The following is a 24,978-nucleotide window of genomic DNA, read 5'->3' as shown; positions in this document are numbered from 1 at the left end:
ATCGGGCAAGCTTGGAGACCCCAAAAAGATGTCCGCAATCACCACCTTCACGCCCACCCGCCGCGCGCTGCTGACCGGAGCCGCAGGAGCGGCCACGCTGGCGTTGCTGCCCGGATGCGCGAGCACCGGCGGGTTCAGCATGGTCGAAGCGGTGCGCCGTCTGCTGCTGCGCGCCTCGGAAAACGCCTTTGCCCGCCTGACCGAACCCGGCGGGTTCTGGGACGAGCAGGTCGCGCGGATCGGGCTGGAGAATTTCCTCGGCGCGCGGGGCAACACACTCTCGCGCATCCTCACCTCCTCGCTGTTCAAGGACCGGCTGGAGGAGCGATTCGCTACCTTCGCGATTGATGCGAGCTATCGCGCCGCGCCGGTCGTGACCGAGGCGGTCGAGGTAATCGGCTTTGCCAACGCGCTCGAACTGGTGCGCGGCGGGCCTTCGGCAGCGAGCACCTTCCTGCGCGGGGAGATGGGCACGGCGCTGCTCGATGCGATGGTGCCGCAGCTGGGCGATGCGATCCGGTTGGCGGATGATCCGCTGGTCGGGCAGGCGATTGCGGCGCTCACCGGCGTCGATGTCTCCAGCGTCGCCAGCCGCATCGGGCGCGAGGTCGATGATGCGATCTGGGGCGAGATTGCCCGCGAGGAAGCCGCGATCCGCGCCGATCCGGGCAAGACCCGCGATCCGGTACTGATCGGGGTGTTCGGGCTGGGCAGCCGGGTCTGACGTGGCTTAGAAGCGGTAGGTCAGCACGGCTTGCGGCAGGTGGGTGTAACGCGCCGGTCGATCGCCGCGCGGAAACGCCAGCAGCCAGTAATTGGCCCCGATCTCGAGCTTGTCGTTGAGCTTGTAAGCCACGCCTGTGAGCGCGCGCCACTGGTCGGTCGATGCGCCCTGGCCATTGTTGCGCCCTTGCAGCGTCCCGAACCATTCGCCGCCCAGCGTCGCTCGCCAGCTTTCGCCGAGCGGCTGGGTATATTGCAGCCGTTGGCGTAGTCGCAGCTCGACCCGGTCGGCGCCGTCGAAGAAGCGCTCTTCCATCCGCGTGCGCGCCTCGAATCGGCCAAGCGTGACGATGATCTGCTGGTGCGGGCGAATTTCGGTGTCGCCCCCGGCATCAAGCACCATCGCCCCGCCGCCGATCCGCAGGTGCTTGGCCACGGTCTGATCGATATTGAAGCGGAAGGTCTGCTGCTCGTCGCCGCGGGCCTCCTCGCGCCAGCGCTGCGAGGCATCGATCGTCAGCCGCGTGCCGTCGGCGATATCGCCTGTCGCGTTCACCACCAGCCAGAATTGTGTGTCTTCGTCACTGGCCCGCGCTTTCGACGGTTGCCAAGCCGCAACGAGGGCGGCAAGCAGCAGCGCGAAACGCATCGACATTCGTGTCATGCTTGCCTCATGGCCATGTGCACCTGCGCTGGCTACCTGAAAAATACGGGAGTGAACCCATGAAATTCTTCGTCGACACCGCCGAGATCGAGCCGATCCGCGAACTCGCTGCCACCGGCCTGCTCGACGGGGTGACGACCAATCCCTCGCTGATCGCCAAGTCGGGGCGCGACTTCATGGAAGTGACGCGCGAAATCTGCGGGATCGTCGATGGACCGGTCAGCGCCGAAGTGGTCGCACTCGATCATGTCACGATGATGAAAGAGGCCGAAGTGCTCCGCAAGATCGCGGACAATGTCTGCATCAAGGTGCCGCTGACGGTCGATGGCCTCAAGACCTGCAAGGCGCTCACCAGCGATGGCACGATGGTCAATGTCACCCTGTGCTTCTCGGCCAACCAGGCGCTGCTCGCGGCCAAGGCGGGCGCGACCTTCATCTCGCCCTTCGTCGGCCGGCACGATGACAACGGCTTCGACGGGATGGACCTGATCGAGGACATTCGCCTGATCTACGACAACTACAACTTCGCCACCGAAATCCTCGTGGCGAGCGTGCGTCACACCACCCACGTGCTGCAAGCCGCCAAGATCGGCGCCGACGTGATGACCGCGCCGCCTGCCGTGATCCACGCGCTGTTCAAGCACGTGCTGACCGACAAGGGCATCGAAGGCTTCATGGCCGACTGGGCCAAGACCGGCCAGAGCATCCTTTAAGCCCGAGCTGGTGATCTCCTGCGCAAGCAGGAGTCCATGGATCGGGACCCCTCAATGCGCTCCTGCTTTCGCAGGAGCGCACAAGTTGCTAGCGAGAGCAGGTAATGGCCGACCAGTCCCCGCTCGATCTGTTCAAGCAGGCGCTTACCGGCGCATCGCGGGCGATTGCGCGCGATCCGGAGGTCGAGGTTGCGTGGAGCGCGGATGTGCCGGGGAGCGCGGGCAACCGCTTCCGCGTGCCGCTGCCGGGGCGCGATCTGCCCGCCGAACAGGTGACCGAGGCGCGCGGCTTTGCCGATTCGTTTGCGCTGAAGCTGCGGCACCACGACGCGGCGCTCCACGCCAAATCCGCGCCGCCCGAACCGATCGCGCGCGCCTGCTATGATGCGATCGAGCAGGTGCGTTACGAGGCGCTGGGCGCGAACCGCTTCGGCGGGATCAAGGCCAATCTCGACGCCGCGACCGAGATGCGCACCGCATCCGACAAGATCGTGCGGGCGCAGAATTCCTCCGAAGTGCCCTTGCAGACTGCGCTTGCCCTGCTGGTGCGCGAGGCGCTGACCGGCGAGGCCGTGCCGGCCCGCGCGCAGGGCGGGATCGAGCTGGTGCGCGACTTCCTGGAGGAGAAGGTCGGCGGCGATTTTGCGGGCCTTGCCGAGAAGATCGGCGATCAGGAAGCCTTCCAGAAGCTCGCGCTCGATATGCTGCGTGAACTCGATCTCACCCGCCCGACCGACGCGCCGGACGAAAGCGATTCCGACGACGCGGACGACGAGGAAGGCCCCGACGACAGCGAGGGCGAGGACGAAAACCAATCCGAAGGCGATCCGCAATCGGCCGAGATGGCGGGCGACATGGCCGAAGGCGAGGGCGAGGGCGAGCAATCCTCCGACACCCAGACCGACAGCGAAATGTCCGAAGGCGAACCGGGCGAGGACGGCGATGCCACCAACGCGCCCGTCCGTCCCAACCGCCCGCAGGCCGAAGTCCCCGCGAGCATCGACTACAAGGCCTTCACCACCCGCTTCGACGAGGAAGTCGCCGCGCCCGACCTGTGCGACGCGGAGGAACTCGATCGCCTGCGCGCCTATCTCGATAGCCAACTGACCGGCCTTCAGGGCGTGGTGACGCGCCTTGCCAACCGGCTCCAGCGCCGCCTGATGGCGCAGCAGAACCGCAGCTGGGATTTCGACCAGGAAGAAGGCGTGCTCGATGCCGCTCGGCTGGCCCGCGTGATCATCTCGCCCGGCACGGCGCTCTCCTACAAGGTCGAGCGCGACGTCGAGTTCAAGGACACGATCGTCACCCTGTTGATCGACAATTCGGGCTCAATGCGCGGGCGGCCGATCTCCATCGCCGCAATCAGCGCCGACATTCTCGCGCGCACGCTCGAACGCTGCGGCGTCAAGACCGAGATCCTCGGCTTCACCACCCGCGCGTGGAAGGGCGGGCAGAGCCGCGAGGCGTGGCTCGCCGATGGCAAGCCGCAGAACCCGGGGCGCCTCAACGACCTGCGCCACATCATCTACAAGCAGGCCGACGAGCCGTGGCGCCGCGCGCGCCGCAATCTCGGGTTGATGATGCGCGAGGGGCTGCTGAAGGAAAACATCGACGGCGAGGCGCTGATCTGGGCGCACAGCCGCCTGCTCTACCGCCCCGAGGAACGCCGCATTCTGATGGTGATCAGCGACGGCGCGCCGGTGGACGATTCGACTTTGTCGGTGAACTCGGCGGGTTATCTCGAGGCGCACCTGCGCAGCGTGATCGAGTGGATCGAAAAGGTCTCCCCCGTCCAGCTGGTCGCCATCGGCATCGGGCATGATGTGACGCGGTATTACCGCCGCGCGGTAACGATTATGGACGTGGAACAGCTTGGCGGTACGATCATGGAGCAGCTCGCCGAACTGTTCGAGGACGAGAAGGGCGTGAAGGCGAAGCGCTGATCCCCGATCGCCTTCGCATTAGCCATTGACGCGGGCGCGCACTTGGTTGAAATCCTGCGGCTAACAGCTCTGGAGGGGGTGTCGCTTGTTCTCATTGGCTCTGGCCTTGCTGTTGCAGCAGGCCCCCGCGACCGCTGCGGCGGACCAGGTTCCGCCGCCCGCTGAGGCTTTGGCCGAGACCGTCACCGCCACGCTCGATGCAGACGCGCCCGCCGCGCCTGTGCCCGCCATTACCCTGCCAGCCGCCACGTCGATCAAGATTGCTCTCGAAGCGCAGGTCGGATCGAAGGTCAGCCAGACCGGCCAGAGCTTCCCGATCCGCCTGGTCGAGCCAGTGGTGGTCGATGGCGTTGAAGTGCTGCCCGCCGGGCTCAAGGGCGAGGGGCAGGTGGTCCACGCCAAGAAAGGCGGGATGGCAGGTTCTGCCGGCGAGTTGGTGCTCGCCGCGCGTTACCTTGATTTCCACGGCCGCCGGATCGAACTTCGCAGCTTCAAGTTTCTCGAAGCGGAGGATCAGGCCTCCACCAAAGGCAAGGACAATGTGGGTCTCGCATCGGCGACCAACGCAGTGATCGGGCCGCTCGGCTTCCTGATCGGCGGAGGCAACACGCTGATCGAGCCGGGCACGATTGCCACGGCCAAAACGCGCAATGTCGAGGTCTTCACCCTGCCGGAAGGCGCAGCGGTTCAGGCTCCGGCGGCAGCAACAGTTCCTGAAGAACCCAAAGCAGGGGAGAGTATGCAATGAAGAAGTTTCTGGTCGCAGCGGCTGTCGCGATTGCCGCGCCGGTCGCCATGATGGGCACCGCGCCTGCTGCCCTCGCGCAGGCCGAAGGCGAGTACAAGATCCCGACCCCGCCCGCTGGTAAGGGCCAGGTGATCTTCTACCGCACCGGCGGCCTCAGCGGTGCGGCGCTCGGCTGTGCGGTGTTCGATGTCGGCGCGACCGACAAGCTCAGCTCGCTCGGCGCGGGCCGCTATTTCGTGCTGGTGTCCGATCCGGGTCCGCGCAGCTTCACCGTGAAGTCGCTCGAAACCAAGGACGCGCTCGCGCTCGAGATCGAAGAAGGTGAAACCCAGTTCGTGCGCTGCAAGATCAAGTCGGGCTTCATGTCGGGCCGCGCCGATATCGCGCCGAGCACCGAGGCCGAGTTCCGGGGCAAGTACAAGAGCCCCAAGCTGGTCGATGCCGATGACATGTCGGAAGCCGTGAAGGCCACCAACTACCCCTGACACCGCGCCACGCGCGATCAAAAAACTCGGGGCCGCTGGCGATTTTGTCGCTTGCGGCCCCGATGCTTTGGACGGCAAGACGTCGCCCACATTCCTTTTTGCAGAGATCCTCCCATGAACGTTACCGAAGCCGTCACCACCCGCCGCTCGATCCGCGCCTTTCTCGACACGCCGGTGGATCTCGAAACCATCACCCGCGTGATGGACAAGGCGCGCTGGGCAGCGTCGGGCTGCAATTACCAGCCGTGGGAAGCGAGCATCGTCACCGGCCAGCCGCTCAAGGACTTGCAGGCGAAGATCATCGCCAACGGCCCCGGTGCCGCCGAATATGACTGGGCCGCGCCCGGGCAGGAAGAGGCCTACAAGGCGCGGCTCGACGGGGTTTCGGCCGGCATGTTCGGCGCGATGGGCATTGCGCGCGATGACGGTGCGGGCCGCATGGCGGCGATGGCCAAGAACACCACCAGCTTCGATGCGCCCGCGGTGCTGTTCGTCTATTTCCCGCGCCTGATGAAGGAACCGCAGTGGTCCGATGTCGGCATGTGGCTCCAGACCGTCGCCCTGCTGCTGCGCGAAGAGGGACTGGATAGCTGCTTCCAGGAGTTCATGGCGCTCTACGCCAACACTATCCGCGACTTCCTCGGCCTCGATCACGAACGTTACATGTTCTTCTGCGGCATGGCGATCGGCTACCGCGATCCGGACGCGCCGGTGAACAACTTCGAACGCCAGCGTGTGCCGCTCGCCGAGCAGGTCAAGTTCATCGGGTTCGAGTGAGGCGGCTTGCGCTCGGGTGATGGATTGGGGCAAAGGCCCCGACCATGACTGACGCGCCTCTCAAACTGTTCAACTCGCTCACCCGCTCGCTCGAGGTGTTCGAGCCCGTCCATGCCGGCGAGGCGCGCGTCTACACCTGCGGGCCGACCGTCTATAACTACCCCCACATCGGCAATATGCGCGCCTATGTCTTCGCCGATGTGCTGGGGCGCACGTTGAGCTGGAAGGGCCTGAAGCTCACCCACGTGATCAACATCACCGATGTGGGCCACCTGACCGACGATGCCGATGCGGGTGAGGACAAGATGGAAAAGATGGCTGCCGAACGCGCGCAGTCGATCTGGGACATCGCCGAGCATTACAAGCAGGCCTACTGGGCCGACGTGAAGGCCCTCAACATCCGCCAGCCCGCGCAGTGGACGGTTGCCACCGACTACGTCCCGCAGATGATCACCTTTGCCAAGGGCATTGCCGACAAGCACTGCTACGAGCTTGAGAGCGGCCTCTATTTCGATGTCTCGACCGTGGCCGATTACGGCCGTTTGGCCCGCGCCAACACCGAAGAGGGTGAGGGGCGCATCGAGGCGGTCGAGGGCAAGCGCAACGCGGCCGACTTCGCGATCTGGCGCAAGACCCCGGCGGGCGAGACCCGGCAGATGGAATGGGACTCCCCGTGGGGCAAGGGCGCGCCCGGCTGGCATCTCGAATGCTCGGTGATGAGCGGCGAGGTGCTCGGCTTCCCGTTCGATATCCACACCGGCGGGATCGACCACCGCGAAATCCACCACCCCAACGAGATCGCGCAGAACCAGGCGCATTGCTGCACAAATGGCTTGGACGATCCGCGCAATTCGGGTGCGAAGATCTGGATGCACAACAACTTCCTCGTCGAACGATCGGGGAAGATGTCGAAGTCGTCGGGCGAGTTCCTGCGGCTGCAATTGCTGATCGACAAGGGCTACCACCCGCTGGCCTATCGCCTGATGTGCCTTCAGGCGCACTACCGCAGCGAGCTTGAGTTCTCGTGGGAGGGCTTGCAGGCAGCACTGACGCGGTTGAAGCGGATGGTGATGGCGGTTGAGAGTTCGGCTCGGACCCTTCAGCAAATCTCAGTCGATGAAATGCAGTTGCTTGGCCGGGAAGAATTGTTTGAAAGGCTTGAAGATCGAACGCGCCAGTGTCTCGAGCGTTTTGAAGCCGCAATCTCGGATGATCTTAACACGGCCGAGGCTTTGGTCGCCTTTGAGGCTGCGATTGGAATCAAGGGAGCAGCGTTTGTCGATACCATAGTAGCGTCGGCAATACTCATGGACTCCGTCCTCGGCCTCAACCTCCTGAGCCTCACCCGCGCCGACCTACGCATCCGCCCCAAGTCTGCCACCATCACCGAGGACGAAATCGAAGCCGCGCTCGCCCGCCGCAAGGGGGCACGGGCGGCCAAGGACTTCGCAGCCTCCGATGCGATCCGCGACGAACTCACCGCCCAAGGCGTCGAGGTGATGGACGGCGACCCGCTCGGCTGGGAGTGGAAGCTCGGCTAGCCCTTACGTCTCCCCGGGCTTGACCCGGGGCCCCGCTGCCTTCAACCGCAACACAAAAGAAGCGGGGCCCCGGATCAAGTCCGGGGTGACGATAAAGGGGGAAGTATCCATGACCATCCTCGCCATTTCCGGGCTGATCCGCCCGATGCTCGAAAGCCGTCTGCCGGAAGGGCTCGACGTGCGCTGGTTCATGACCCACGAGGAGGCGATGGAGGCCGTTGCCGAGGCCGAGATTGGCTGGTTCGACATGAACGACAAGGAGGCGATGGCCGAAACGCTGCGCGCCGCCAAGAAGCTCAAGTGGCTCAATTCGATCTACGCCGGCCTCGACTTCATGCCCATGGACGTGCTGATCGAGCGCGGGATCACCGTCACCAACGGCGCGGGGATCAATGCGATCACCATCGCCGAATATGTGGTGATGGGCATGCTCAACATCGCCAAGGGCTACCGCGATGTGGTGCGCGCGCAGGATCGCCGCGAGTGGTTGTTCGACAGCCCCGGCAAGGTCGAGCTCGCCGGAACAAAGGCGCTGCTCTTGGGCTATGGCGCGATCGGCAAGCTGATCGAGCCGCGCCTCAAGGCCTTCGATGTCGAGGTCAGCGTGGTGCGCCGTTCACCTGGCGACAACACGCTCGGCCCCGATGAATGGCGCGCGCGGCTGGGGGAGTTCGACTGGGTGATCCTCGCCGTGCCCGCCACGCCCGAGACGGAAGGCATGATCGGCGCGGCGGAACTGGCGGCGATGAAATCGGACGCCGTGATCGTCAACATCGCGCGCGGATCGGTGATCGATCAGCCCGCGTTGGTGGAGGCGCTCGAAAGGAAGGCGATCGGCGGGGCGTTTCTCGACGTCACCACGCCTGAGCCGCTCCCCGCCGACCACCCGCTGTGGGGCCTCGATAACGCGCATATCTCGATGCACCTGTCCGGCCGCGCGCAGAGCAAGATGTTCATCCGCTCCGGCGACCGCTTCCTCGACAATCTGGGCAAGTATCTGCGCGGGGAGCCGGTCGGCCCGGTGTTCGACCCACGACTGGGTTACTGAGCGCGGGGCGGGGAGAGGGCTTACCCCTCGTCGAGCAGCAGCAGCACCGCGGTCACCTCTAGCCGCTCCATCGCGCCGAAGCGGTGGTCGACCTTGGTCACGGTGGCATCGGCGACCAGCTGGCCGGGGATCGCGAATTCGTGATCGGGTAGGCGCTCGATCAGGGCCTCGCCGCCGGTGACCGCGTCAATCCCGCAGAACTCCAGCACGACCTCGTGGCGGGTGCCCGAGAAGGTGATCGAGGCCCAGGCCTTCTCTTCGTGCGAGAGCAACGTGCCGAACCCGCCCGTCAGCCCCATCAGCGCCGCGCGCACGCGGTCGGCAGTGGTGCGGCGCTGGCGGAAGGCGGCTCCGGCGGCGGACTTCACTTCGATCTGGTCGGAATCGGCGAACAGGTGGGCGAAGGGGTCGCGTAAAGACTCGGTCAGCATCATGCGGCCTCCTTCTGCGCGGCGGCATCGCGGTCGGCATAGCCCTGCATCCATGCGCGGGTGCGCAGCTCGGTATCGGGGCGGGGGATGCGCCCCATCCGGAGGTCGAGCACGAAGCGCGGGTCATGGGCAGCGAGCCGCCCGAATTTGGTGGCGGGCATGGCGTGGTCCCGCAGGAAGGTTTCGATCGTCCGAAGCAGCATGGTTTGCGTCCCTGTTGGTGCTCAAAGGATGGGCGGCGGTGGTATTCGGCATCGGGCGAATCGCCTGATGTTCCTGAAATGTTCCAGCTTTTTTCGAGCTTGTCTAGGAAAACTCCTTCGTGTAGGAAGTAACCATGAAGGAAACCCAACAGATGACGCTTGAAACCCTGTCCGGCCCGCGTGCGCGGCTGCTCGAATTGTCGCAGAAGCGGGGGGTGAGTCTCTCGGCGCTGTCCGATCTGCTCGGGCGTAACCCGTCCTATCTTCAGCAGTTCATCCGCAAGGGCAGCCCGCGCAAGCTGGAGGAGCAGGACCGCGCGACGCTTGCGCGCTTTTTCGGGGTGGGCGAGGAGGAACTGCGCGACGTTAAGGATAATTCCTATACTGCGCCGATTAAGCCGCGCGAATCGGGCGAGTGGGTCGATGTTCCGCGGCTCGATCTCGGCGCCTCGGCGGGGCCGGGGCGGGTGGCGGGGGATGAAGCCGCGTTCGACACCTTCCGCTTCTCGCGCCGCTGGCTCGCCGAACAGGGGCTGGAGCGCGCGCAGCTATCCGCGATCACGGTCGAGGGGGATTCGATGGAGCCGCTGCTCAACAATGGCGACGAAATCCTCGTCGATTGCAGCCCGCGCGCCTTCCGCGACGGCATCCACGTGGTGCGGCTCGGCGATACGCTGATGGTGAAGCGCGTCGCCAGCATGGGGGCAGGGCGGCTGGCGCTGCTATCCCAGAACCTCGCCTACCCGCCGGTGGAGGTGGCGGCCGAGGAAGTGGCGATCATCGGGCGGGTTGTGTGGAAGGGAGGGAGGATTTAAGCCCACCATCATGACCGACACCGCCACCCCCCAACTCCCCATGCGCGCCGCGATCATCCCGGTGACGCCCCTTCAGCAGAATTGCTCGCTGATCTGGTGCACCAAGACGATGAAAGGCGCGCTGGTCGATCCTGGCGGGGATCTCGACAAGCTTAAGGCGGGCGTCGCCAAGGCGGGCGTGACGCTCGAAAAGCTGCTCGTCACTCACGGGCATCTCGACCATTGCGGGCAGACGGGCATGCTGGCGGACGAGTTGGGCCTCCCCATCGAAGGCCCGCACGAGGATGACCGCTTCTGGATCGATCAGCTCGATGATGATGGCCCGCGCTATGGCATGGTCGCCAAGAGCTTCACCCCGACCCGCTGGCTCAAGCATGGCGACACGGTGACGGTGGGCGAACTCACGCTCGACGTGATCCACTGCCCCGGCCACACGCCGGGCCACGTGGTGTTCTACCACGCGCCCAGCCGCTTCGCGATTGTCGGCGACGTGCTGTTCCAGGGCAGCATCGGCCGCACCGACTTCCCGAAGGGCAATCACCAAGATTTGATCGATTCGATCACCCAGCGCCTCTGGCCTCTCGGCGAGGATGTGATGTTCATCCCCGGCCACGGGCCCACCAGCACCTTCGGCCGCGAGCGCAAGACCAATGCGTTCGTAAGCGACTACATTCTTTCCTGATTGCGAACGCGCCTCCGCGCGTTCGTCCTCGGTGCTGTTTCGATCCCTGCGGGATCGAACACCTGCGGCTCGGCCGCGTGGCCTCGCGGCCCGCCCGTTGGCGGGCCGAATAGCGCCATTGGTCTAAGGGTTACATCACCCCCGCAGCCACCAGCGCGGCGACAACCGCGAGGCCGAGCTGGGTGAGCATCGTCACGATCGTGCCGATCATCCGCCCGACCTGCGCCTTGCCGCCGTCCATGCCGAAGCCGTGGCCGATGCGGCCGAGGAAATAGACCGCCGCCACATAGGCCAGCCACCAGCTGCCTTTGCCGGCCAGCTCGATCGCGGCGATCAGGATCAGCACGAAGGCGGTGTTCTCGACGAAGTTGAGCTGCGCGCGCATCCGGCGCTGGAGCCGCTCGCTCCCGCCATCGCCGACGCTGATCTGGAGCGCGGTGCGCAATGCGCCGATGCGGATCCCCAGCCAGATGTTGAGCACGGCGGCAGCCGCCGCAGCGGCGAGCGTAACAGGAAGCACGGTCATGAATGAGATCCCCTCGTTTGTATGGCCCCATTGCTAGGGCCGCGCCGCGCGGGTTGCAACGCGCGAATTTTCCGCTATAGCGCGCGCCTTCCCGCCGCTGCTGGCCAAGGAATGCGCGCACCTGCTGCTGCTTGTGCGCTCCTCTTCCTTGCCGTAAGGGCGGCCTTCGAGAATCAAAGCGCCGGTGGCGCATGTCAGTTATTTGAGGAAATGGTGCCGCCATGGCTGTCCCCAAGAGAAAAGTATCGCCTTCCCGTCGCGGCATGCGTCGTTCGCACGATGCGCTGAAGGTTGAAGCCTTCGGTGAATGCTCGAACTGCGGTGAGCTGAAGCGCCCCCACAACATCTGCGGCCACTGCGGCCACTACAACGGGCGTCAGGTTGTTGCCGTCGGCTGATTGCCGGTGGCCCACTCGATAATCCGGAGAAGCGCATCATGAGCCTCCCGCGTATCGCCGTTGACGCGATGGGCGGCGATGAAGGCGTGCGCGTCATGATCGAAGGCGCGGCGCTGGCGCGGCGCGATCACGACAAGTTCAAGTTCCTGCTGGTTGGCGATAGCGCGCGGATCGAAGCCGCGCTTGAAAGCCATCCCAACCTCAGGGCGGCATCCGAAATCCTGCACTGCGACGATGTGGTGGGCGGCGACGAGCTGCCCAGCAAGGCGATCCGCCGTGCCAAGACCACCAGCATGGGCCTTGCGGTCAATGCGGTGAAGACCGGCGACGCCGGCGCGGCTGTCAGTGCAGGCAATACCGGCGCGCTGATGGCGATGAGCAAGCTGGCGCTGCGCACCATGCCGGGGATCGATCGCCCGGCGCTCGCTGCGATTATGCCGACCTTGCAAGCCCATGACGTCGTGATGCTCGACCTCGGCGCCAATACCGAGGCGGATGCGCGCAACCTCGTCCAGTATGCGGTGATGGGCGCGGCCTATTCGCGCATCGTCAACGGCTTCGACAGGCCGGTGGTGCGGCTGCTCAATATCGGCACCGAAGAGATCAAGGGCACCGAAGAGCTGCGCGATGCCGCCGCGATGCTCACCGCGGCCTCGGCCAATGGCGGGCTGGCGCTGCAATTCGACGGCTTCGTAGAAAGCGACAAGATCAACCGCGGCGAAACCCATGTGGTGGTGACCGACGGTTTTTCGGGCAATATCGCGCTCAAGGCGATCGAAGGCTCGGCGCGCTTTGTTACCGACCTGCTGCGTCAGGCCTTCACCTCCTCGCTGCGTTCGAAGATCGGGTTTCTGGTCTCACGCCCCGCGACCGAGCTGCTCAAGCACCACCTCGATCCGAACAATCACAACGGCGCAGTGTTCCTCGGCCTTAACGGCGTGGTGGTGAAGAGCCATGGCAGCGCCAATGCCAAGGGCGTCGCCCATGCCGTCGCGGTGACCGCGCGCCTGCTCGAAAACGAGCTGACCCAGCGGATCGCGCATGACCTTTCGCAGCTGGGCGCCGATACGCTCAAGCAGAACGGCCGCGCCAAGCCCGCGGAAGAACGCCGGGGCGGCCAAGTGAACGGATCGCGCATCATCGGCACGGGCTCGGCCCTGCCGCGCCGCATCGTCACCAATGACGAGCTGGCCAAAACGGTCGACACCTCGGACGAATGGATCATCGCGCGCACCGGCATCCGCCAGCGCCATATCGCCGGGCCGGACGAAACCACCGCGACGCTCGCCACCGCCGCCGCCCGCGCGGCGCTTGAAGATGCGGGAGTGGACGCGGCCTCGATCGGGCTGATCGTGCTCGCCACCGCTACGCCCGACAATACCTTCCCCGCCACGGCGACCAAGGTGCAGGCCGCGCTCGGCTGCACCGGCGGGATCGCCTTCGATGTCGCGGCGGTGTGTTCGGGCTTCCTCTATGCGCTCGCCACTGCCGATTCGCTGCTGCGGACCGGCATGGCCAAGCGCGCGCTGGTGATCGGCGCGGAAACCTTCAGCCGCATTCTCGACTGGGAAGACCGCACCACCTGCGTGCTGTTCGGCGACGGAGCCGGCGCGGTGGTGCTTGAAGCCCCCACAGGCGAGGCGAGCGGCAAGGATGCCCCCGGCATTCTCGGCACGCGCCTGCACGCCGATGGGACCTGCCATGATCTGCTCTATGTCGATGGCGGCCCATCGACCACGCAGACCGTCGGCCATGTACGGATGCGCGGGCAGGAAGTGTTCCGCCACGCGGTGGTCAATCTCGCCGACGTGCTCAAGGAAGTGCTTGAAGTCACCGGTGTCGCGGTCGAGGAGATCGACTGGGTGGTGCCGCATCAGGCCAATGCCCGCATCCTTGATGCGACCGCACGCAAGCTCGGCATTTCGCCCGACAAGGTGGTCGTCACCGTGCAGGACCACGCCAACACCTCGGCCGCATCTGTGCCGCTGGCGCTCGATATCGCGCGCAAGGACGGGCGGATCAAGGCGGGCGATCTGGTGATGCTGGAGGCGATGGGTGGCGGATTTACCTGGGGCGCGAGCCTGATCCGCCTGTGACACTTGCACCCCGCGCCTAACATAATTGCTTAAAACTCAACAATGCGGGTGGCATCGCATTGCAAAAGCGCCGGAAAATCGTAAGCTGAACGCCTTCGTACGGGTCGCACCGCGAAGGAGAAACCGCATGATGCGTTCGGTAGGCACACTGACCCGCGCTGATTTGGCAGAAACCATCAATCGAAAGATGGGCTTCAGCAGGGCAGAATCGCTCGAAATGGTGGAAGCCATTCTCGGCAAGATGAGTGACGCGCTCGCCCGGGGCGAGAATGTCAAGATTTCGGGCTTCGGCAGCTTCGTGCTGCGCGACAAGAACGAACGGATCGGCCGCAACCCGAAAACGGGTGTGGAAGTGCCGATCACCCCGCGCCGGGTGATGACGTTCCGCGCGAGCCAGCTGCTCAAGGAGCGGATCGCTAAAGGCTAACCAGCAAAGGTGAGGTTTGATGACCGGGTTCGATGACGGCAAGGACGAGGGCGCGCTGCGCACCATCGGCGAAGTCAGCGAGGCGCTCGGCATCAAACCTCACGTGCTGCGATACTGGGAAGCGCAGTTCCCGCTGCTGAAACCGCTCAAGCGCAGCGGCGGGCGGCGCTATTACCGCGCCAGCGACGTTGCGCTGGTGGAAACCATCGACCGGCTGGTGAACCGCGAAGGCTATACCCTCAAGGGCGCCGAGGCGGTGCTGCGCGCGGCAGCCAAATCCGATCTCGACCGGCGGCGGCTTGACCGGCGCAGCGGTGACCGCAGGGCGGACGCCGAAAGCGAAGGCCCAGGCGTGCGGTTGCTGGTGAACGACGGGCCGGACATGGCCGAAACCATCCAGGCTCTGAAAGCGATCCGCAGCCGGCTGGCCGCCGCGCTCGACGCCTGATCGCTACTCCGCGGCGAGCAGAGCCGCTTCACCCAGATCGACGCTGACAAGGCGCGAGACGCCGCGTTCGGCCATCGTCACCCCGAACAGGCGGTGCATCCGGCTCATCGTCACCGCGTTGTGGGTGACGATCAGGTAGCGGGTGGTGGTGGTGCGCACCATCGAATCGAGCAGATCGCAGAAGCGTTCGACGTTGGCATCGTCGAGCGGGGCGTCGACTTCGTCGAGCACGCAGATCGGCGCAGGATTTGTGAGGAACAGCGCGAAGATCAGCGCCGTCGCCGTCAGCGCCTGTTCGCCGCCCGATAGCAGCGAGAGCGATTGCAGCCGCTTGCCTGGCGGTTGGGCGTAGATTTCGAGACCGGCTTCGAGCGGATCGTCGCTGTCGACCAGCGCAAGGTGCGCTTGCCCGCCTTCGAACAGCCGGGTGAAAAGCACGCGGAAATGCCCGTCGACTTCCTCGAAGGCGGCACGCAGCCGTTCGCGCCCCTCGCGGTTCAGGCTGCCGATCGACCCGCGCAGCCGCGCAATCGCTTCGACCAGTTCGGCCTGTTCCTGCGCGCTGGTGCCGTGTTCGCCCTCGATCCGGGCGAGCTCGTCAGCCGCGACGAGGTTGACCGGCCCGATCCGTTCGCGCGCAGCGGTGAGGCGTTCAAGCTCGGCGGATTCGTCGCTGGCGAGGGCGAGGTCGCCTTCGTCAAAGCCGAACTTCTCGCCCAGCAGCGGCGGCGGGCACTGGAAGCGTTCGCCCGAAACGCGCGCCATTTCGGTGCGGCGCTGCTCCTCGTTCTCGGCCCGCGCGACCAGACTGGCGCGGCGTTCGCGGGCCTGGGCGAGGGTTTCGGTGCGGGCGGCGAGCGCGGCGTCGGCAGCGCGCTGGCGCGCCTCGGCCTCGCGCATCACACCTTCGGCTTCGGCAAGCTCGGCAGCAAGGCGGCTGCGGGTGGCCTCGCCCGCTTCGATTTCGGCGGTCAGCGCGGCGGGCTTGGCGGCGTGGATAGCGCGTTCTTCCTCGATTTCGGCGAGGCGGCGGCTGGTTTCGGCCATGCGGCGTTCGGCATCGCTCGATCGCGCCTGCCATCCGGCGTGGTCGGCGGACTGGGCGGCGAGCCGCTCGCGCGCCACGGCCAGCGCCTGATCCTGCGCGGCGAGTTCAGCGAGCGCAGCCTGCACCCCGGCGCGGGCGGCTTCGTTCTTGGCCTGCGCGGCCTCCAGCGACGCGCGCCCGGCATCGCGGGCAGGCAGACGTTCGCGGGCCTCGCGCGCGGCGGTGACATCACCGGCGGCGGCGGCGATCTGGGTCTCGATTTCCTCGCTGCTGGCGGCCAGTTCGGCGAGGCGGGCGGCCAGGCGTTCCTTCGCGGCTTCGGCCTGATCGAGCCGGCGCAGCGCCTGGCGTTCGGCCTCGATTGCGCCCGCGATGCTGCGTTCCTGCGCGATGAGCGCGGTTTGCAGCGCGGCAAGCTCCTCGCGCACGGCCTTGTCCTCGGCCTCGGCGCGGGCGGCGGCTTCGCGTAAGGGTGGAAGCGCGGCGTCGAGTTCGGCAAAGCGGTTCGCGGCTTCGAGCTGGGCGGCTTCCGCCGCACCTTCGCCGCGGGCGACGAACCCGTCCCAGCGGCGCAAGTGTCCGGCGCGGGTAACCAGCCATTCGCCGGGGGCGAGGGCGCGGCCATCATCCGTCTCGGCACAATGCACCAGCGCGAGGCGGGCAGCGAGTTCGGCGGGGCAATCCTTGAGGTGTGAAAGCAGACTGTCCGCGACTGGCTTGGGCGCGGCGGCCCCCGTCCAGAACCGCCCGTCCTGCGGGCTGGCAGGCGCACCGAGCGGTGACTTGCCATCGCGGCCCAGCACGGCGGCGAGCGCGCGTTCGTAACCCGGCGCGACGCTCACCTTGTCAAGCGCGGTCGCCATGCCCTGCCGCCCTGCTTCGCGTCGGCTGCGGGCCTCGCGGTCGCGGGCGAGGGCGGTGTGTTCGCGCTCGATCCCGGCCAGTTCGGCGCGGGCGGCGGCGAGCGCCGTGGCAGCCTCGTCACGCGCGGTCTGCAATTCGCCCTTGCGCGCCTGATCGGCGGCGAGCTTTTCGCGCAAACCGGAGAGCGTTTTCGCCGCATCATCAGCGGCGGTGCGCGCGGCGATGACTTCGGCCTCGGCATCGCCGCTTGCTGCAAGCTCTGCGCGGGCGCGGGCGAGGCGCGCGGCTTCGGCTTCGATCCGGGCGAGCCGCGCCTCGGCCTGTTCGACCGCTGCTTCGGCAACGCGCCATTCTGCTTCCACGCCGGCATGATCGGCGGTCGCCTTGGCGAGCGCGAGTTCGGCGGCGCGGTGCGCGCGTTCGCGGTCTTCGGCCTTTTCGGCAAGCGCAGGGCGCGCGGCTTCGGCGGTGCTGACCGCTTCGCGGCTGGCGGCCAGTTCGGTCGTCAACCGCGCCAGCGCCTCGACTGCGGCCGAGGTCAAGCGGTCGGCATCGGCGCGGTCTTCTTCCAGCCGCTGCTGTTGGCGCGCAAGATCGGTGAGGCGGGTTTCGGCGGCTTCCAGCTTTTCGGCGAGCGCGGCCATGCGGTGCCCGTGCGCGCTGGCATCGTCGCGGCGGTCGGCGAGTTCGTCGCGCGCATCGGCGAGCGCTTGCGCGGCGGCGGCCTGTTCGGCCTGCGCCTGAGCAACCTCGGCCTGGGTCGCGGCGACCTGTTCCTCGGCCGCACCGGCAGCGGCGCGCGCTTCCTTGGCGGCCGCCGCAGCCTCGCGCCAGCGGGCGAACAGCAGGCGGGCTTCGGCGCCCTGAATCTTGTGGGTGAGTTCGGTGTAGCGTTCGGCCTGCTTGGCCTGCCGCTTGAGCGTGGCGATCTGCGCGTCGAGCCCCGCCATCAGGTCTTCGAGCCGCGCAAGGTTCGCCTCGGCCCCGCGCAGCTTGCTCTCGGCATCCTTGCGGCGGACGTGAAGGCCCGCGATCCCGGCGGCTTCTTCGAGCATCGCGCGGCGTTCGGCGGGCTTGGCGGCGATCACCTGCGCGATCTTGCCCTGACTGACGAGCGCAGGCGAATGCGCGCCGGTTGCGGCATCGGCGAAGGTGAGTGCCACATCCTTGGCGCGCACGTCGCGCCCGTTGACGCGGTAGGCGCTGCCCGCGCCGCGCTCGATCCGGCGGGTGACGACCAGCTCCTCGCCGCCGTCATCCTCGGCGTGGAGCACGACTTCGGCAAAGTCGCGCGGGGGGCGGGTGGAGGTGCCCGCGAAGATCACATCCTCCATCCCGCCCGAGCGCATCGACTTGGCCGAGGTTTCCCCCATGACCCAGCGAATCGCTTCGAGCAGATTGGATTTGCCGCAGCCGTTGGGGCCGACGACGCCGGTCAGCCCCGGCTCGATACGCAAGTCCGCCGGTTCGACGAAGCTCTTGAAACCGCTGAGCTTGAGCCGGTGGATCTGCATCGGGTCGGGTATCCGCCCCCGTTACGCCTCAGCGCGCGCCGGCGCGCTGGAGCGCCGGCTCGAGCTGCGACCACGAACCGCCTTCGACCTTGCGCCCGTTGAGCATGAAGGTCGGCGTCTGGTTGATCCCATCGCTCGAATAGCCTTCCGACAGCTTGGCGAGGCGTTCCAGCGAAGCGAAGTCGGCCATGCAGGTGCGCGCCTGATCTTCGCTGATCCCGCGCGCGGCAAAGAATTCGTAGAGACCGGTCAGCTCGCCGAACTTCACGAAGCGTTCGTTTTCGGGCAGGCCGTTGGTGCTGGCGAGGGCGGCCTGATTGGCGAAAGCGCGGTCCTGGATCGGGCCGAGGTTGGCCCAGACCTGATCGGCCAGCGGCAGCGCGGCTTCGGGGGTCGAACAGCCGATCAGACGGGTCAGCGCCAGATCGAGCGGGCCGTGGATCAGGAAGCTGCGGAACTCGAAGCTCACGCGGCCCGAAGCGACATACTTCTCCATCAGCGGCGGCACGCCTTCTGCGGCAAAGCGCGCGCAGGCGGGGCAGGTGAGCGAGCCATATTCGACCAGCTTGAGCGGCGCATCGGGGTTGCCGACCAGATAGCCGCCTTCCTCGGTCGTGACGACTTTCTGGGTCCAGCTCGTCCCGGCCGGGGCAGCGACCATCGGCAGCGGCTCGCCGCGCGCGGTATCGCCGCTGGCGGCATCATCACCGCAAGCGGCCAGCGCCAGCGGGGCAAGGGCAAGCAGGGAAAGCTTTGTCAGGCGGGCAAAAGTCATCGATGCGGTTCCTTGGGGGGATTCAAGAGAGCGAAGATAGCCGCGCGCGCGCCGTTGCAGCAAGGGCGGCGCGGCGGCTGTGAACAACTGATCTACTGGGTGGTGCCGAGCGTCGGCGCGGCGGCGGCCTGGGCGAGTTTCTCGCTCAGCACCGGGTAGAGCGCTTCCCAGCTGTGAACCTCGCTGAGCAGCTTGCCGTCGAGCGCGAAGCTGGGGGTGCCGGGCACCCCGAAATCGGTGTAATCGGCGCGGCTATTGTCCATCAGCTTGCGCGCGGCGGCATCGTCGGAGACGCAGGCGTCAAGCTCGGCCTGCGATTGCCCGCGCTTGACCAGCATCTCGGTGAGGCCGAGCGCGCTGGCGACGTTCATCCGCGAAGCCTTGTCGCCGCGGCCCCAGATCGCGCGCTGGCTTTCGGGCGCGGCGCGGGCCTTGCCGAACCATTCGGCCTGAGTGAGCATCAGCGTCTGGTGGCGGCCCTTGAAGCCCGCCGGATCGCCGCAACCGGCGAGCAGCGACAGCGTGAGATCGAGCGCGTTGCGGATCACCGGGCGCACTTCGAGGCTGACCGTGCCGGGCATCAGCGCGGTCAGTTCCAGCGCCGGTTCGCCGCGCGCGGTGAAATCGGCACAGTGCGGGCAGGTGTAGCTGATGAACTCGATCAGCTTGCGGTCGGCATCGGGGTTGCCGATCAGATGCCCGCGCTCGGTGCGCGCAATCGTGGTCTGCCAGTTGCCGGGATTGTCCTTGGGCTTGAACGCGCTGCCGGGCGAGGCAAGGCTCTGCTGGCCGGATGCGGCTCCGGCACCCAGCGCGAGTGCGGCAGCGGCGGTGGCGGCAAGGATAAGCGGCTTGATCATGTGGGGTCGTCTTCCCGTCGGGGTTTTGATTCACTGTTGCCGAGGCTGCGGGCGAGCGATTCGAGCACGGTCCGCAGTTCGGGATCGCCGATATCGCGCAAGCTTTCGCCCAATTCCAGCGGGATCGGCTTCAAGGACGGCGGCGGTTTCGCAGGGCGATTATCCGCCGGTGCCTGAACCACGCCTTGCCGCAATTTGACGCGGGCGACGGCGTTGTAACCGAAGAAGCGGTTCACCCGCTCGATGATCTCGGGGATGACCTGGGTAATCAGCGGGGCATGGGCGGGCACGACCACCAGTTGCAGGATGCCCTCTGCCTTTTCGCCGGGGGGGAAGCGGATCGCCTCGGGGCTGCACACGCGGGCGTGCTGGGGGCCGACGATCTCGGGCCAGCGGGTGACGACCGAGGACTGCACGAAGCCGAAACGGCGGAAGGCGGTGCGCCCGATTTCGGGCATCAGATCACCGATCGCGCGCGCGCCCTTGCCGCGCGGGCGGGTATAAGGTTTCGGGGTCTTGGAGGTGTCGCTTCCCATATGTCCGCCCGCCATGCCATAGGCCGCGCGTGACTGCCAGCATCTCCGACCAATTGCTCACCTGGTACGACCAGCACGCCCGCGATCTGCCGTGGCGGCTGGCACCGGGCGCGGCGCTGCCCGAGGATCCGGCGTGGCCCTATCGCGTGTGGCTGTCCGAAGTGATGCTGCAACAGACCACCGTGGCGGCGGTGAAGCCCTATTTCGCCAAGTTCACCGAAACCTGGCCCACGGTCGAAGCGCTTGCCGCTGCGCCCGAGGATGCGATCATGGCGGCATGGGCGGGGCTGGGCTATTACTCGCGGGCGCGCAATCTGGTGAAATGCGCGAAGGCCGTGGCGGAGCGGGGCGGGTTTCCCTCCACCGAGGCAGAACTCCGCGCGCTTCCGGGGCTGGGCGATTACACCGCCGCCGCGATCGCCGCGATTGCCTTTGGCGAGCGGGCGGTGGTGGTCGATGCCAATGTCGAGCGGGTGGTGGCGCGCCTGTTCGCGATCGCCGAGCCTTTGCCGGGCGCGCGCAAGGCCATCCGTGCGGCTGCTGACACGATCACGCCGCAGCAGCGCGCGGGCGATTTCGCGCAGGCCATGATGGACTTGGGCGCGCAGATCTGCACCAGCCGCGCCCCGCGCTGCCTCATCTGCCCGCTCTCCGGGCCATGCGCGGGCCGCAAGGCAGGCGAGCCTGAACGCCTGCCGGTCAAGCCTGCCAAGAAGGCCGTGCCCGAGCGGCGCGGGACGGCGTTCTGGATCACGCGCGGATCGGAGGTCTGGCTTGTCACCCGTCCCGGCACCGGAATGCTCGGCGGAATGCGCGCGTTGCCCGATGACGGCTGGAGCGCGCGCGAAGACGGATCGGGCGAGGTGCCGCTGGCGGGCGAATGGCGCGAATTGGGCGCGGTGCGCCACGGCTTCACCCACGCCAGCCTGACCCTGCGGGTGATCGCGCTGGAAACAGCCGATGCGCCCGAGGGCGAGGGCCAGTGGTGGCCGGTCGAACGGATTGCCGAGGCGGGGCTGGCGACCCTGTTCCTCAAGGCCGCGCAGCTTGCGCTGGCGTCAGACTAGAAAAACCCGCCGCCGAGCATCAGCCGCACCGCAGCGATCAGCAGTACCACCAGACAGAAATTGCGCCCGCCGTCCTTCGACGACAGCGCCCCGATGATGACGCCGACCACGATCAGCGGCAGGGCAAACCAGTTGGCCCAGCCGAGCAGCGGGAGTTGTGCGGGGAAGACGATGACCAGGCTGACAAGGCCGATCAGATAGGCGAGCACGTTCAGCATGTGTGTTATATAAGTAGCACACCTGCATTTTGCAAGCGTTCAGGTGCTTGGCCCGATTGACCCTTGCGCGCGCCTGCCGCACACAACCGCGCGCACCATTCCGGAGATTCTGCCTCATGCCGACCACGACCGCCCTCGATATGTCCGTCCTTTCGCGCCGTGCGCTGCTGCGCGGCAGTGCGCTGCTGGCGGGCGGGGCTGCGCTTTCGGGCCTGCCGTTCGGGCAGATGCTGCGCGCACATTCGGTGGACGAAAGCTGGCCCCATGTCGCCGCGCTGGCCAACCGCTATCTGAGCGAACGTAAGGTCGCCAACCTGCTGATGACCTTCGGCTGGGGGCAGGAGGACATGGCGCACACCGTGGGCGGCGGCACCCTGTCGCTCGCGCGGCCCGCGCCGGTCGACATGGATTCGCTGTTCCGCATCTATTCGATGTCGAAGCCGATCACCGGCATGGCGACGATGATCCTGATCGACGAGGGCAAGCTCGGCCTCGATCAGCCGCTCGGCGATATCCTGCCCGCGTTCCGCCAGATGCAGGTGCTGGTCGATCCTGCCGGCTCGCTCGACGATACCGTGCCCGCCAACCAGCCGATCACCATTCGCCAGCTGCTCACCCACACCTCGGGGCTGGGCTACCAGATCATCAGCAAGGGCCCGCTCCAGCAGGCCTATAACGAGCTTGGCCTCGTCGGCGGACGGGTCAGCCGCATGCCGATCCCGGGCTTCCCCAAGGTGACCCCTGCACCGGGCCTCGCCGTCTGGGCCGACCGGCTGGCGACCTTGCCGCTTATGTATCAACCGGCGACCAAGTGGAGCTATTCCTGCTCGATCGACCTGCTTGGCCGGGTGATCGAAGTCGCCAGCGGGATGGAGTTCGAGGCGTTCCTCAAGGCGCGCATCTTTGACCCCTGCGGCATGACCAGCACGTGGTTCCAGGTCCCCTCTAGCGAGGCGCATCGCCTGACCGACAATTACGGCATCGTCGGTGGCAATCCCTTCCCGCTCGATCCCGGCCCCAGCTCGATCTACACCGATCCGCCCGAAGTGCCGGCCGGCGGCGGCGGGCTGGTGTCGAGCCCCAAGGACTACGACCGCTTCCTGCGAATGCTGCTCGGATATGGCCGGATCGACGGCAAGTTCGTGATGAGCGAGGAGGCCGTGCGCGTCGGCACGTCGAACCTGCTCCCGGCCAGCGTCGATACTTCGGGCAGCTGGATCGCGGGCGAAGGCCACGGCGCGGGCGGGCGTTCGACCGGCAGCACCTTCGGCTGGGGCGGCGCGGCGGGCACGCTGGCGGCGGTCGATTTCGACCTTGGGCTCAGAACCGGGCTCTTCACCCAGTATATGCCGGCCGAAGCCTACCCGATCCGCGATGAATTCCTCGCCGCGATCGACGCCGATCTCAAGGCTCTGCGCGACAAGAAGAAGGCGGCCTGATGCACGCCCCCGCCGCCACTGGGCCGGTGATGGCCTTCGCCGGATCGCCGCTCGACCGGGCGGATCATATCCGTGTCGATGACGAGGCTCTGGCGGGCCTGATGAACTGGCGCGCCAAGGTGCTGGTGCTCGACGGCCTGCTCCCCGGCGTGGACTATATGGGTGGCCTCGTCTGGGGCAGCCTTGCCGATGTGCCGGAGAATGCCGAGCTGGTGTTCCTTGGCATGATGGACGGCAAGGCGCATTTCGTCCCCGTTCCGGGCGAGGGCGCGGAAGGCCCGGCTTACGCCATGCCGCGCGCGTGGCAGCTGATGACCCAGCTTTCGCCGCCCGATCTCGCGATCTACGGCGGGGCGCGCAGCCTTGCCGACTGGCACGCGCGCCACCGCTTTTGCGCGCGCTGCGGATCGAAGACGAAGCTGGTCAAGGGCGGGTGGCAGCGGCATTGCGATGCGTGCGGCGCCGACCACTTCCCGCGCACCGATCCGGTGACGATCATGCTGGTCGAGCATGACGGCAAGCTGCTGCTTGGCCGCCAGCCGCGCTTTCCGCCCAAGATGTATTCTGCGCTCGCCGGCTTCGTCGAACCGGGCGAGACCATCGAGGAAGCCGTGGCCCGCGAGATCCACGAGGAAGCGGGCGTGCGGGTGCGCGATGTGAAATACATCGCCAGCCAGCCGTGGCCCTTCCCGAGCCAGCTGATGATCGGCTGCACCAGCGTGGCGGATGATCCGACGCTCAACATCGACACCACCGAACTGGAAGACGCGCGCTGGTTCACCCGCGAGGAGCTGGAAGCGGCGCGCGCGGCGGGCGAGGCGGGGACGGACCTGCTCTACTTCCCGCGCCCCTTCGCGATTGCGCATCACCTCGTGACATGGTGGCTCGACCGATGACCCAGAACCTCGCCATCGACATCTATTCCGATGTCATGTGCCCGTGGTGCCTGATCGGCTACGGCCAGCTGACCAAGGCATTGAAGGAGCTGGAAGGCGAGATTGCCGCCGAAATCCGCTGGCGTCCGTTCGAGCTGAACCCGCAAATGCCGCTGGAGGGCGAGGAGCAGGAAGCCCACCTCCAGCGCAAATATGGCCGCCCCGCAGAAGAAGGCGCGCGGATTCGCGGGCATATGAAGGCGATTGCCGATGGGGCGGGCGTTTCGCTGTCGTGGGAAGGTGAGGGCGAAGCTCCGCCTGCGATGATGTGGAACACGCGCGACTGCCACAAGCTGCTGACCTTCGCGCTGATCGAGGCCGGGCCGCAGGTGCAGACCGCCTTAAAGCTCGCGCTGTTCCGCGCGCACTTCAACGAACGCCGCAATCTGGGTGATCGCGCTGTGCTGCTCGATATCGCCGCCGGTGTCGGCCTGCACCGCGAGGCAGCCAAGGCGGCGCTTGATGATCCTGAACTCGAAGCCCGCGTGCTCGCCGAGGAGGCGCAGGCGTGGGACATGAACATCTCCGGCGTTCCCGCGATGATCGTGGAGAACAAGTTCCTGATTCCCGGCGCACAGTCACCCGAGGTCTACGTCAACGCGCTGCGGCGGGTGGCGGAAAAGACGCGGGCGGCGGGCTAAACCAGCCCCAGCCGCTCCAGCTTCATTGCCAACTTGCCGGGGAGCGCATCGCCGATATCCTCGCCCTCGGCCACATCCTTCGCAGCCTTTTCGTCGGTGAGGTAGCGCCAACCCTGATGGGCGCGCTTGGGGACCTGGTGGACGCGGATCAGGCGCGGCTCCAGCACGATGTCCCAGCGGCCGTCATCGGTCTTTTCGAACCCGAGGATGGTCGAGCGCGCGACAATCGCGTGGTTGATGATCCAGAACAGCGATCCGCCGACGCATTCCTCGTGCCGCGTCGGGCGGTTGCGGGTGGTGAGGCAGATGTCCCCGCGCCCCTCATACCATCCGGCCAATTGGTCATAGCTTTTCGCCCCGAAGGCGATCTTGGTCAGGTGAAGCGGCATGGCGCGGCTTTCCGGCACCCGCCT

Annotated in this window: 28 protein-coding genes and 1 pseudogene; 19 read left to right on the top strand and 10 right to left on the bottom strand. The window is 66.7% G+C overall.

Features of this window, described 5'->3' with window-relative positions; all coding sequences use genetic code 11:
* Positions 1-28: 28 nt before the first annotated feature.
* Positions 29-724 carry a DUF4197 domain-containing protein gene (locus BG023_RS11855; RefSeq protein ID WP_069310638.1) on the top strand — a complete coding sequence of 232 codons (696 nt, stop codon included), beginning with the start codon at positions 29-31 and terminating at the stop codon, positions 722-724.
* Between the two features lie 6 nt (positions 725-730).
* Here the strand turns inward: BG023_RS11855 and BG023_RS11850 are convergent, their stop codons facing one another.
* A complete protein-coding gene (locus tag BG023_RS11850; protein ID WP_069310637.1) occupies positions 731-1,378 on the bottom strand; it encodes a DUF2490 domain-containing protein in 648 nt (215 codons plus the stop codon).
* 68 nt (positions 1,379-1,446) lie between these two features.
* Here BG023_RS11850 and fsa point away from each other — a divergent pair, with 68 nt between their 5' ends.
* The 7 genes from fsa (at position 1,447) to BG023_RS11815 (ending at position 8,642) form a co-directional block, all read left to right on the top strand.
* Positions 1,447-2,100 (top strand): fructose-6-phosphate aldolase, encoded by a 654-nt coding sequence (gene fsa / locus BG023_RS11845; RefSeq protein ID WP_069310636.1) that lies wholly within the window; start codon positions 1,447-1,449, stop codon positions 2,098-2,100.
* A gap of 104 nt (positions 2,101-2,204) precedes the next feature.
* On the top strand, positions 2,205-4,043 hold the full coding sequence (gene cobT / locus BG023_RS11840) for a cobaltochelatase subunit CobT (RefSeq protein ID WP_069310635.1): 1,839 nt from the start codon (positions 2,205-2,207) through the stop codon (positions 4,041-4,043).
* An 85-nt stretch (positions 4,044-4,128) separates the two neighbouring features.
* Positions 4,129-4,791 (top strand): hypothetical protein, encoded by a 663-nt coding sequence (locus tag BG023_RS11835; protein ID WP_150122869.1) that lies wholly within the window; start codon positions 4,129-4,131, stop codon positions 4,789-4,791.
* Positions 4,788-5,276 (top strand): hypothetical protein, encoded by a 489-nt coding sequence (locus BG023_RS11830; protein ID WP_069310633.1) that lies wholly within the window; start codon positions 4,788-4,790, stop codon positions 5,274-5,276. Before BG023_RS11835 ends, BG023_RS11830 begins: the two co-directional genes overlap by 4 nt.
* A 114-nt stretch (positions 5,277-5,390) precedes the next feature.
* A complete protein-coding gene (locus tag BG023_RS11825; protein WP_069310632.1) occupies positions 5,391-6,053 on the top strand; it encodes a nitroreductase in 663 nt (220 codons plus the stop codon).
* A 44-nt stretch (positions 6,054-6,097) separates the two neighbouring features.
* Positions 6,098-7,594, top strand: a complete 1,497-nt coding sequence (gene cysS / locus BG023_RS11820; RefSeq protein ID WP_069310631.1) for a cysteine--tRNA ligase — start codon at positions 6,098-6,100, stop codon at positions 7,592-7,594.
* Between the two features lie 109 nt (positions 7,595-7,703).
* Positions 7,704-8,642 (top strand): D-2-hydroxyacid dehydrogenase, encoded by a 939-nt coding sequence (locus tag BG023_RS11815; protein WP_069310630.1) that lies wholly within the window; start codon positions 7,704-7,706, stop codon positions 8,640-8,642.
* Positions 8,643-8,662: 20 nt separating this feature from the next.
* On the opposite strand, the gene BG023_RS11810 is transcribed toward BG023_RS11815, so the two are convergent.
* Together BG023_RS11810 and BG023_RS11805 are read right to left on the bottom strand one after the other, a co-directional pair.
* Positions 8,663-9,076, bottom strand: a complete 414-nt coding sequence (locus tag BG023_RS11810; RefSeq protein WP_083234674.1) for a hypothetical protein — start codon at positions 9,074-9,076, stop codon at positions 8,663-8,665.
* Complete coding sequence (locus tag BG023_RS11805; protein ID WP_069310629.1) at positions 9,073-9,276, bottom strand: hypothetical protein; 204 nt, start codon at positions 9,274-9,276, stop codon at positions 9,073-9,075. The genes BG023_RS11810 and BG023_RS11805 overlap by 4 nt, the downstream gene beginning before the upstream one ends.
* Before the next feature lie 134 nt (positions 9,277-9,410).
* Here BG023_RS11805 and BG023_RS11800 point away from each other — a divergent pair, with 134 nt between their 5' ends.
* A complete protein-coding gene (locus BG023_RS11800; RefSeq protein ID WP_150122868.1) occupies positions 9,411-10,091 on the top strand; it encodes a S24 family peptidase in 681 nt (226 codons plus the stop codon).
* A gap of 40 nt (positions 10,092-10,131) precedes the next feature.
* On the top strand, positions 10,132-10,773 hold the full coding sequence (locus BG023_RS11795) for an MBL fold metallo-hydrolase (protein ID WP_069311295.1): 642 nt from the start codon (positions 10,132-10,134) through the stop codon (positions 10,771-10,773).
* 130 nt (positions 10,774-10,903) lie between these two features.
* Here BG023_RS11795 and BG023_RS11790 read toward each other — a convergent pair whose 3' ends face one another.
* Positions 10,904-11,299 carry an MAPEG family protein gene (locus BG023_RS11790; protein ID WP_069310628.1) on the bottom strand — a complete coding sequence of 132 codons (396 nt, stop codon included), beginning with the start codon at positions 11,297-11,299 and terminating at the stop codon, positions 10,904-10,906.
* A gap of 221 nt (positions 11,300-11,520) precedes the next feature.
* On the opposite strand from BG023_RS11790, the gene rpmF reads away from it, so the two are divergent.
* The 5 genes and pseudogenes from rpmF (at position 11,521) to BG023_RS11765 (ending at position 14,668) form a co-directional block, all read left to right on the top strand.
* A complete protein-coding gene (gene rpmF, locus BG023_RS11785; RefSeq protein ID WP_069310627.1) occupies positions 11,521-11,697 on the top strand; it encodes a 50S ribosomal protein L32 in 177 nt (58 codons plus the stop codon).
* 38 nt (positions 11,698-11,735) lie between these two features.
* Positions 11,736-12,782 (top strand): annotated as a pseudogene (gene plsX, locus BG023_RS11780) (phosphate acyltransferase PlsX); the annotation flags it as partial.
* Positions 12,783-12,818: 36 nt separating this feature from the next.
* Entirely contained in the window at positions 12,819-13,793 is a 975-nt protein-coding gene (locus BG023_RS11775; RefSeq protein WP_069311294.1) for a beta-ketoacyl-ACP synthase III, read from the top strand.
* Positions 13,794-13,920: 127 nt separating this feature from the next.
* Complete coding sequence (locus BG023_RS11770) at positions 13,921-14,220, top strand: integration host factor subunit alpha (protein ID WP_190315765.1); 300 nt, start codon at positions 13,921-13,923, stop codon at positions 14,218-14,220.
* Positions 14,221-14,239: 19 nt separating this feature from the next.
* Positions 14,240-14,668 carry a MerR family transcriptional regulator gene (locus tag BG023_RS11765; protein ID WP_069310626.1) on the top strand — a complete coding sequence of 143 codons (429 nt, stop codon included), beginning with the start codon at positions 14,240-14,242 and terminating at the stop codon, positions 14,666-14,668.
* Positions 14,669-14,671: 3 nt separating this feature from the next.
* Here the strand turns inward: BG023_RS11765 and smc are convergent, their stop codons facing one another.
* The 4 genes from smc to BG023_RS11745 all read right to left on the bottom strand — a co-directional run bounded on the left by smc (position 14,672) and on the right by BG023_RS11745 (position 20,280).
* Entirely contained in the window at positions 14,672-18,094 is a 3,423-nt protein-coding gene (gene smc, locus BG023_RS11760) for a chromosome segregation protein SMC (protein ID WP_069310625.1), read from the bottom strand.
* 28 nt (positions 18,095-18,122) lie between these two features.
* A complete protein-coding gene (locus BG023_RS11755) occupies positions 18,123-18,869 on the bottom strand; it encodes a DsbA family protein (RefSeq protein WP_069310624.1) in 747 nt (248 codons plus the stop codon).
* A 92-nt stretch (positions 18,870-18,961) separates the two neighbouring features.
* Positions 18,962-19,729 carry a DsbA family protein gene (locus BG023_RS11750; RefSeq protein ID WP_069310623.1) on the bottom strand — a complete coding sequence of 256 codons (768 nt, stop codon included), beginning with the start codon at positions 19,727-19,729 and terminating at the stop codon, positions 18,962-18,964.
* Positions 19,726-20,280 carry a DUF721 domain-containing protein gene (locus tag BG023_RS11745; RefSeq protein WP_069310622.1) on the bottom strand — a complete coding sequence of 185 codons (555 nt, stop codon included), beginning with the start codon at positions 20,278-20,280 and terminating at the stop codon, positions 19,726-19,728. The genes BG023_RS11750 and BG023_RS11745 overlap by 4 nt, the downstream gene beginning before the upstream one ends.
* A 14-nt stretch (positions 20,281-20,294) precedes the next feature.
* Here BG023_RS11745 and BG023_RS11740 point away from each other — a divergent pair, with 14 nt between their 5' ends.
* Positions 20,295-21,332 carry an A/G-specific adenine glycosylase gene (locus BG023_RS11740; protein ID WP_069310621.1) on the top strand — a complete coding sequence of 346 codons (1,038 nt, stop codon included), beginning with the start codon at positions 20,295-20,297 and terminating at the stop codon, positions 21,330-21,332.
* Here the strand turns inward: BG023_RS11740 and BG023_RS11735 are convergent.
* Positions 21,329-21,550 carry a hypothetical protein gene (locus BG023_RS11735; RefSeq protein ID WP_069310620.1) on the bottom strand — a complete coding sequence of 74 codons (222 nt, stop codon included), beginning with the start codon at positions 21,548-21,550 and terminating at the stop codon, positions 21,329-21,331. The two genes, BG023_RS11740 and BG023_RS11735, sit on opposite strands and share 4 nt — an antisense overlap.
* Positions 21,551-21,666: 116 nt before the next feature.
* Between BG023_RS11735 and BG023_RS11730 the strand changes: the two genes are divergently transcribed.
* From BG023_RS11730 to BG023_RS11720, 3 genes are read left to right on the top strand one after another with little or no spacing between them, the layout of a single operon-like run.
* A complete protein-coding gene (locus BG023_RS11730; RefSeq protein WP_233992998.1) occupies positions 21,667-22,989 on the top strand; it encodes a serine hydrolase domain-containing protein in 1,323 nt (440 codons plus the stop codon).
* Entirely contained in the window at positions 22,989-23,885 is an 897-nt protein-coding gene (nudC, locus tag BG023_RS11725; RefSeq protein WP_069310619.1) for an NAD(+) diphosphatase, read from the top strand. The genes BG023_RS11730 and nudC overlap by 1 nt, the downstream gene beginning before the upstream one ends.
* Positions 23,867-24,565, top strand: coding sequence for a DsbA family oxidoreductase (locus BG023_RS11720; RefSeq protein WP_233992997.1), 699 nt, complete (start codon positions 23,867-23,869; stop codon positions 24,563-24,565). The genes nudC and BG023_RS11720 overlap by 19 nt, the downstream gene beginning before the upstream one ends.
* Here BG023_RS11720 and BG023_RS11715 read toward each other — a convergent pair.
* Positions 24,562-24,954 carry a DUF1489 family protein gene (locus tag BG023_RS11715; protein WP_069310617.1) on the bottom strand — a complete coding sequence of 131 codons (393 nt, stop codon included), beginning with the start codon at positions 24,952-24,954 and terminating at the stop codon, positions 24,562-24,564. The two genes, BG023_RS11720 and BG023_RS11715, sit on opposite strands and share 4 nt — an antisense overlap.
* Between the last annotated feature and the right edge of the window lie 24 nt (positions 24,955-24,978).

This window comes from Porphyrobacter sp. LM 6 (assembly GCF_001720465.1).
Lineage (GTDB): Bacteria > Pseudomonadota > Alphaproteobacteria > Sphingomonadales > Sphingomonadaceae > Erythrobacter.
The sequence above is the reverse complement of the archived record's forward strand: the minus strand, read 5'-3'. Positions and strand labels throughout refer to the sequence as shown.

Coding starts and splice junctions, on each gene's coding strand:
- BG023_RS11855 (WP_069310638.1), top strand. CDS start 29: ATGTCCGCAATCACCACCTTCACGCCCACCCGCCGCGCGCTGCTGACC.
- BG023_RS11850 (WP_069310637.1), bottom strand. CDS start 1,378: ATGTCGATGCGTTTCGCGCTGCTGCTTGCCGCCCTCGTTGCGGCTTGG.
- fsa (WP_069310636.1), top strand. CDS start 1,447: ATGAAATTCTTCGTCGACACCGCCGAGATCGAGCCGATCCGCGAACTC.
- cobT (WP_069310635.1), top strand. CDS start 2,205: ATGGCCGACCAGTCCCCGCTCGATCTGTTCAAGCAGGCGCTTACCGGC.
- BG023_RS11830 (WP_069310633.1), top strand. CDS start 4,788: ATGAAGAAGTTTCTGGTCGCAGCGGCTGTCGCGATTGCCGCGCCGGTC.
- BG023_RS11825 (WP_069310632.1), top strand. CDS start 5,391: ATGAACGTTACCGAAGCCGTCACCACCCGCCGCTCGATCCGCGCCTTT.
- cysS (WP_069310631.1), top strand. CDS start 6,098: ATGACTGACGCGCCTCTCAAACTGTTCAACTCGCTCACCCGCTCGCTC.
- BG023_RS11815 (WP_069310630.1), top strand. CDS start 7,704: ATGACCATCCTCGCCATTTCCGGGCTGATCCGCCCGATGCTCGAAAGC.
- BG023_RS11810 (WP_083234674.1), bottom strand. CDS start 9,076: ATGATGCTGACCGAGTCTTTACGCGACCCCTTCGCCCACCTGTTCGCC.
- BG023_RS11805 (WP_069310629.1), bottom strand. CDS start 9,276: ATGCTGCTTCGGACGATCGAAACCTTCCTGCGGGACCACGCCATGCCC.
- BG023_RS11800 (WP_150122868.1), top strand. CDS start 9,411: ATGAAGGAAACCCAACAGATGACGCTTGAAACCCTGTCCGGCCCGCGT.
- BG023_RS11795 (WP_069311295.1), top strand. CDS start 10,132: ATGCGCGCCGCGATCATCCCGGTGACGCCCCTTCAGCAGAATTGCTCG.
- BG023_RS11790 (WP_069310628.1), bottom strand. CDS start 11,299: ATGACCGTGCTTCCTGTTACGCTCGCCGCTGCGGCGGCTGCCGCCGTG.
- rpmF (WP_069310627.1), top strand. CDS start 11,521: ATGGCTGTCCCCAAGAGAAAAGTATCGCCTTCCCGTCGCGGCATGCGT.
- BG023_RS11770 (WP_190315765.1), top strand. CDS start 13,921: ATGATGCGTTCGGTAGGCACACTGACCCGCGCTGATTTGGCAGAAACC.
- BG023_RS11765 (WP_069310626.1), top strand. CDS start 14,240: ATGACCGGGTTCGATGACGGCAAGGACGAGGGCGCGCTGCGCACCATC.
- smc (WP_069310625.1), bottom strand. CDS start 18,094: ATGCAGATCCACCGGCTCAAGCTCAGCGGTTTCAAGAGCTTCGTCGAA.
- BG023_RS11755 (WP_069310624.1), bottom strand. CDS start 18,869: ATGACTTTTGCCCGCCTGACAAAGCTTTCCCTGCTTGCCCTTGCCCCG.
- BG023_RS11750 (WP_069310623.1), bottom strand. CDS start 19,729: ATGATCAAGCCGCTTATCCTTGCCGCCACCGCCGCTGCCGCACTCGCG.
- BG023_RS11745 (WP_069310622.1), bottom strand. CDS start 20,280: ATGGCGGGCGGACATATGGGAAGCGACACCTCCAAGACCCCGAAACCT.
- BG023_RS11735 (WP_069310620.1), bottom strand. CDS start 21,550: ATGCTGAACGTGCTCGCCTATCTGATCGGCCTTGTCAGCCTGGTCATC.
- BG023_RS11730 (WP_233992998.1), top strand. CDS start 21,667: ATGCCGACCACGACCGCCCTCGATATGTCCGTCCTTTCGCGCCGTGCG.
- nudC (WP_069310619.1), top strand. CDS start 22,989: ATGCACGCCCCCGCCGCCACTGGGCCGGTGATGGCCTTCGCCGGATCG.
- BG023_RS11720 (WP_233992997.1), top strand. CDS start 23,867: ATGGTGGCTCGACCGATGACCCAGAACCTCGCCATCGACATCTATTCC.
- BG023_RS11715 (WP_069310617.1), bottom strand. CDS start 24,954: ATGCCGCTTCACCTGACCAAGATCGCCTTCGGGGCGAAAAGCTATGAC.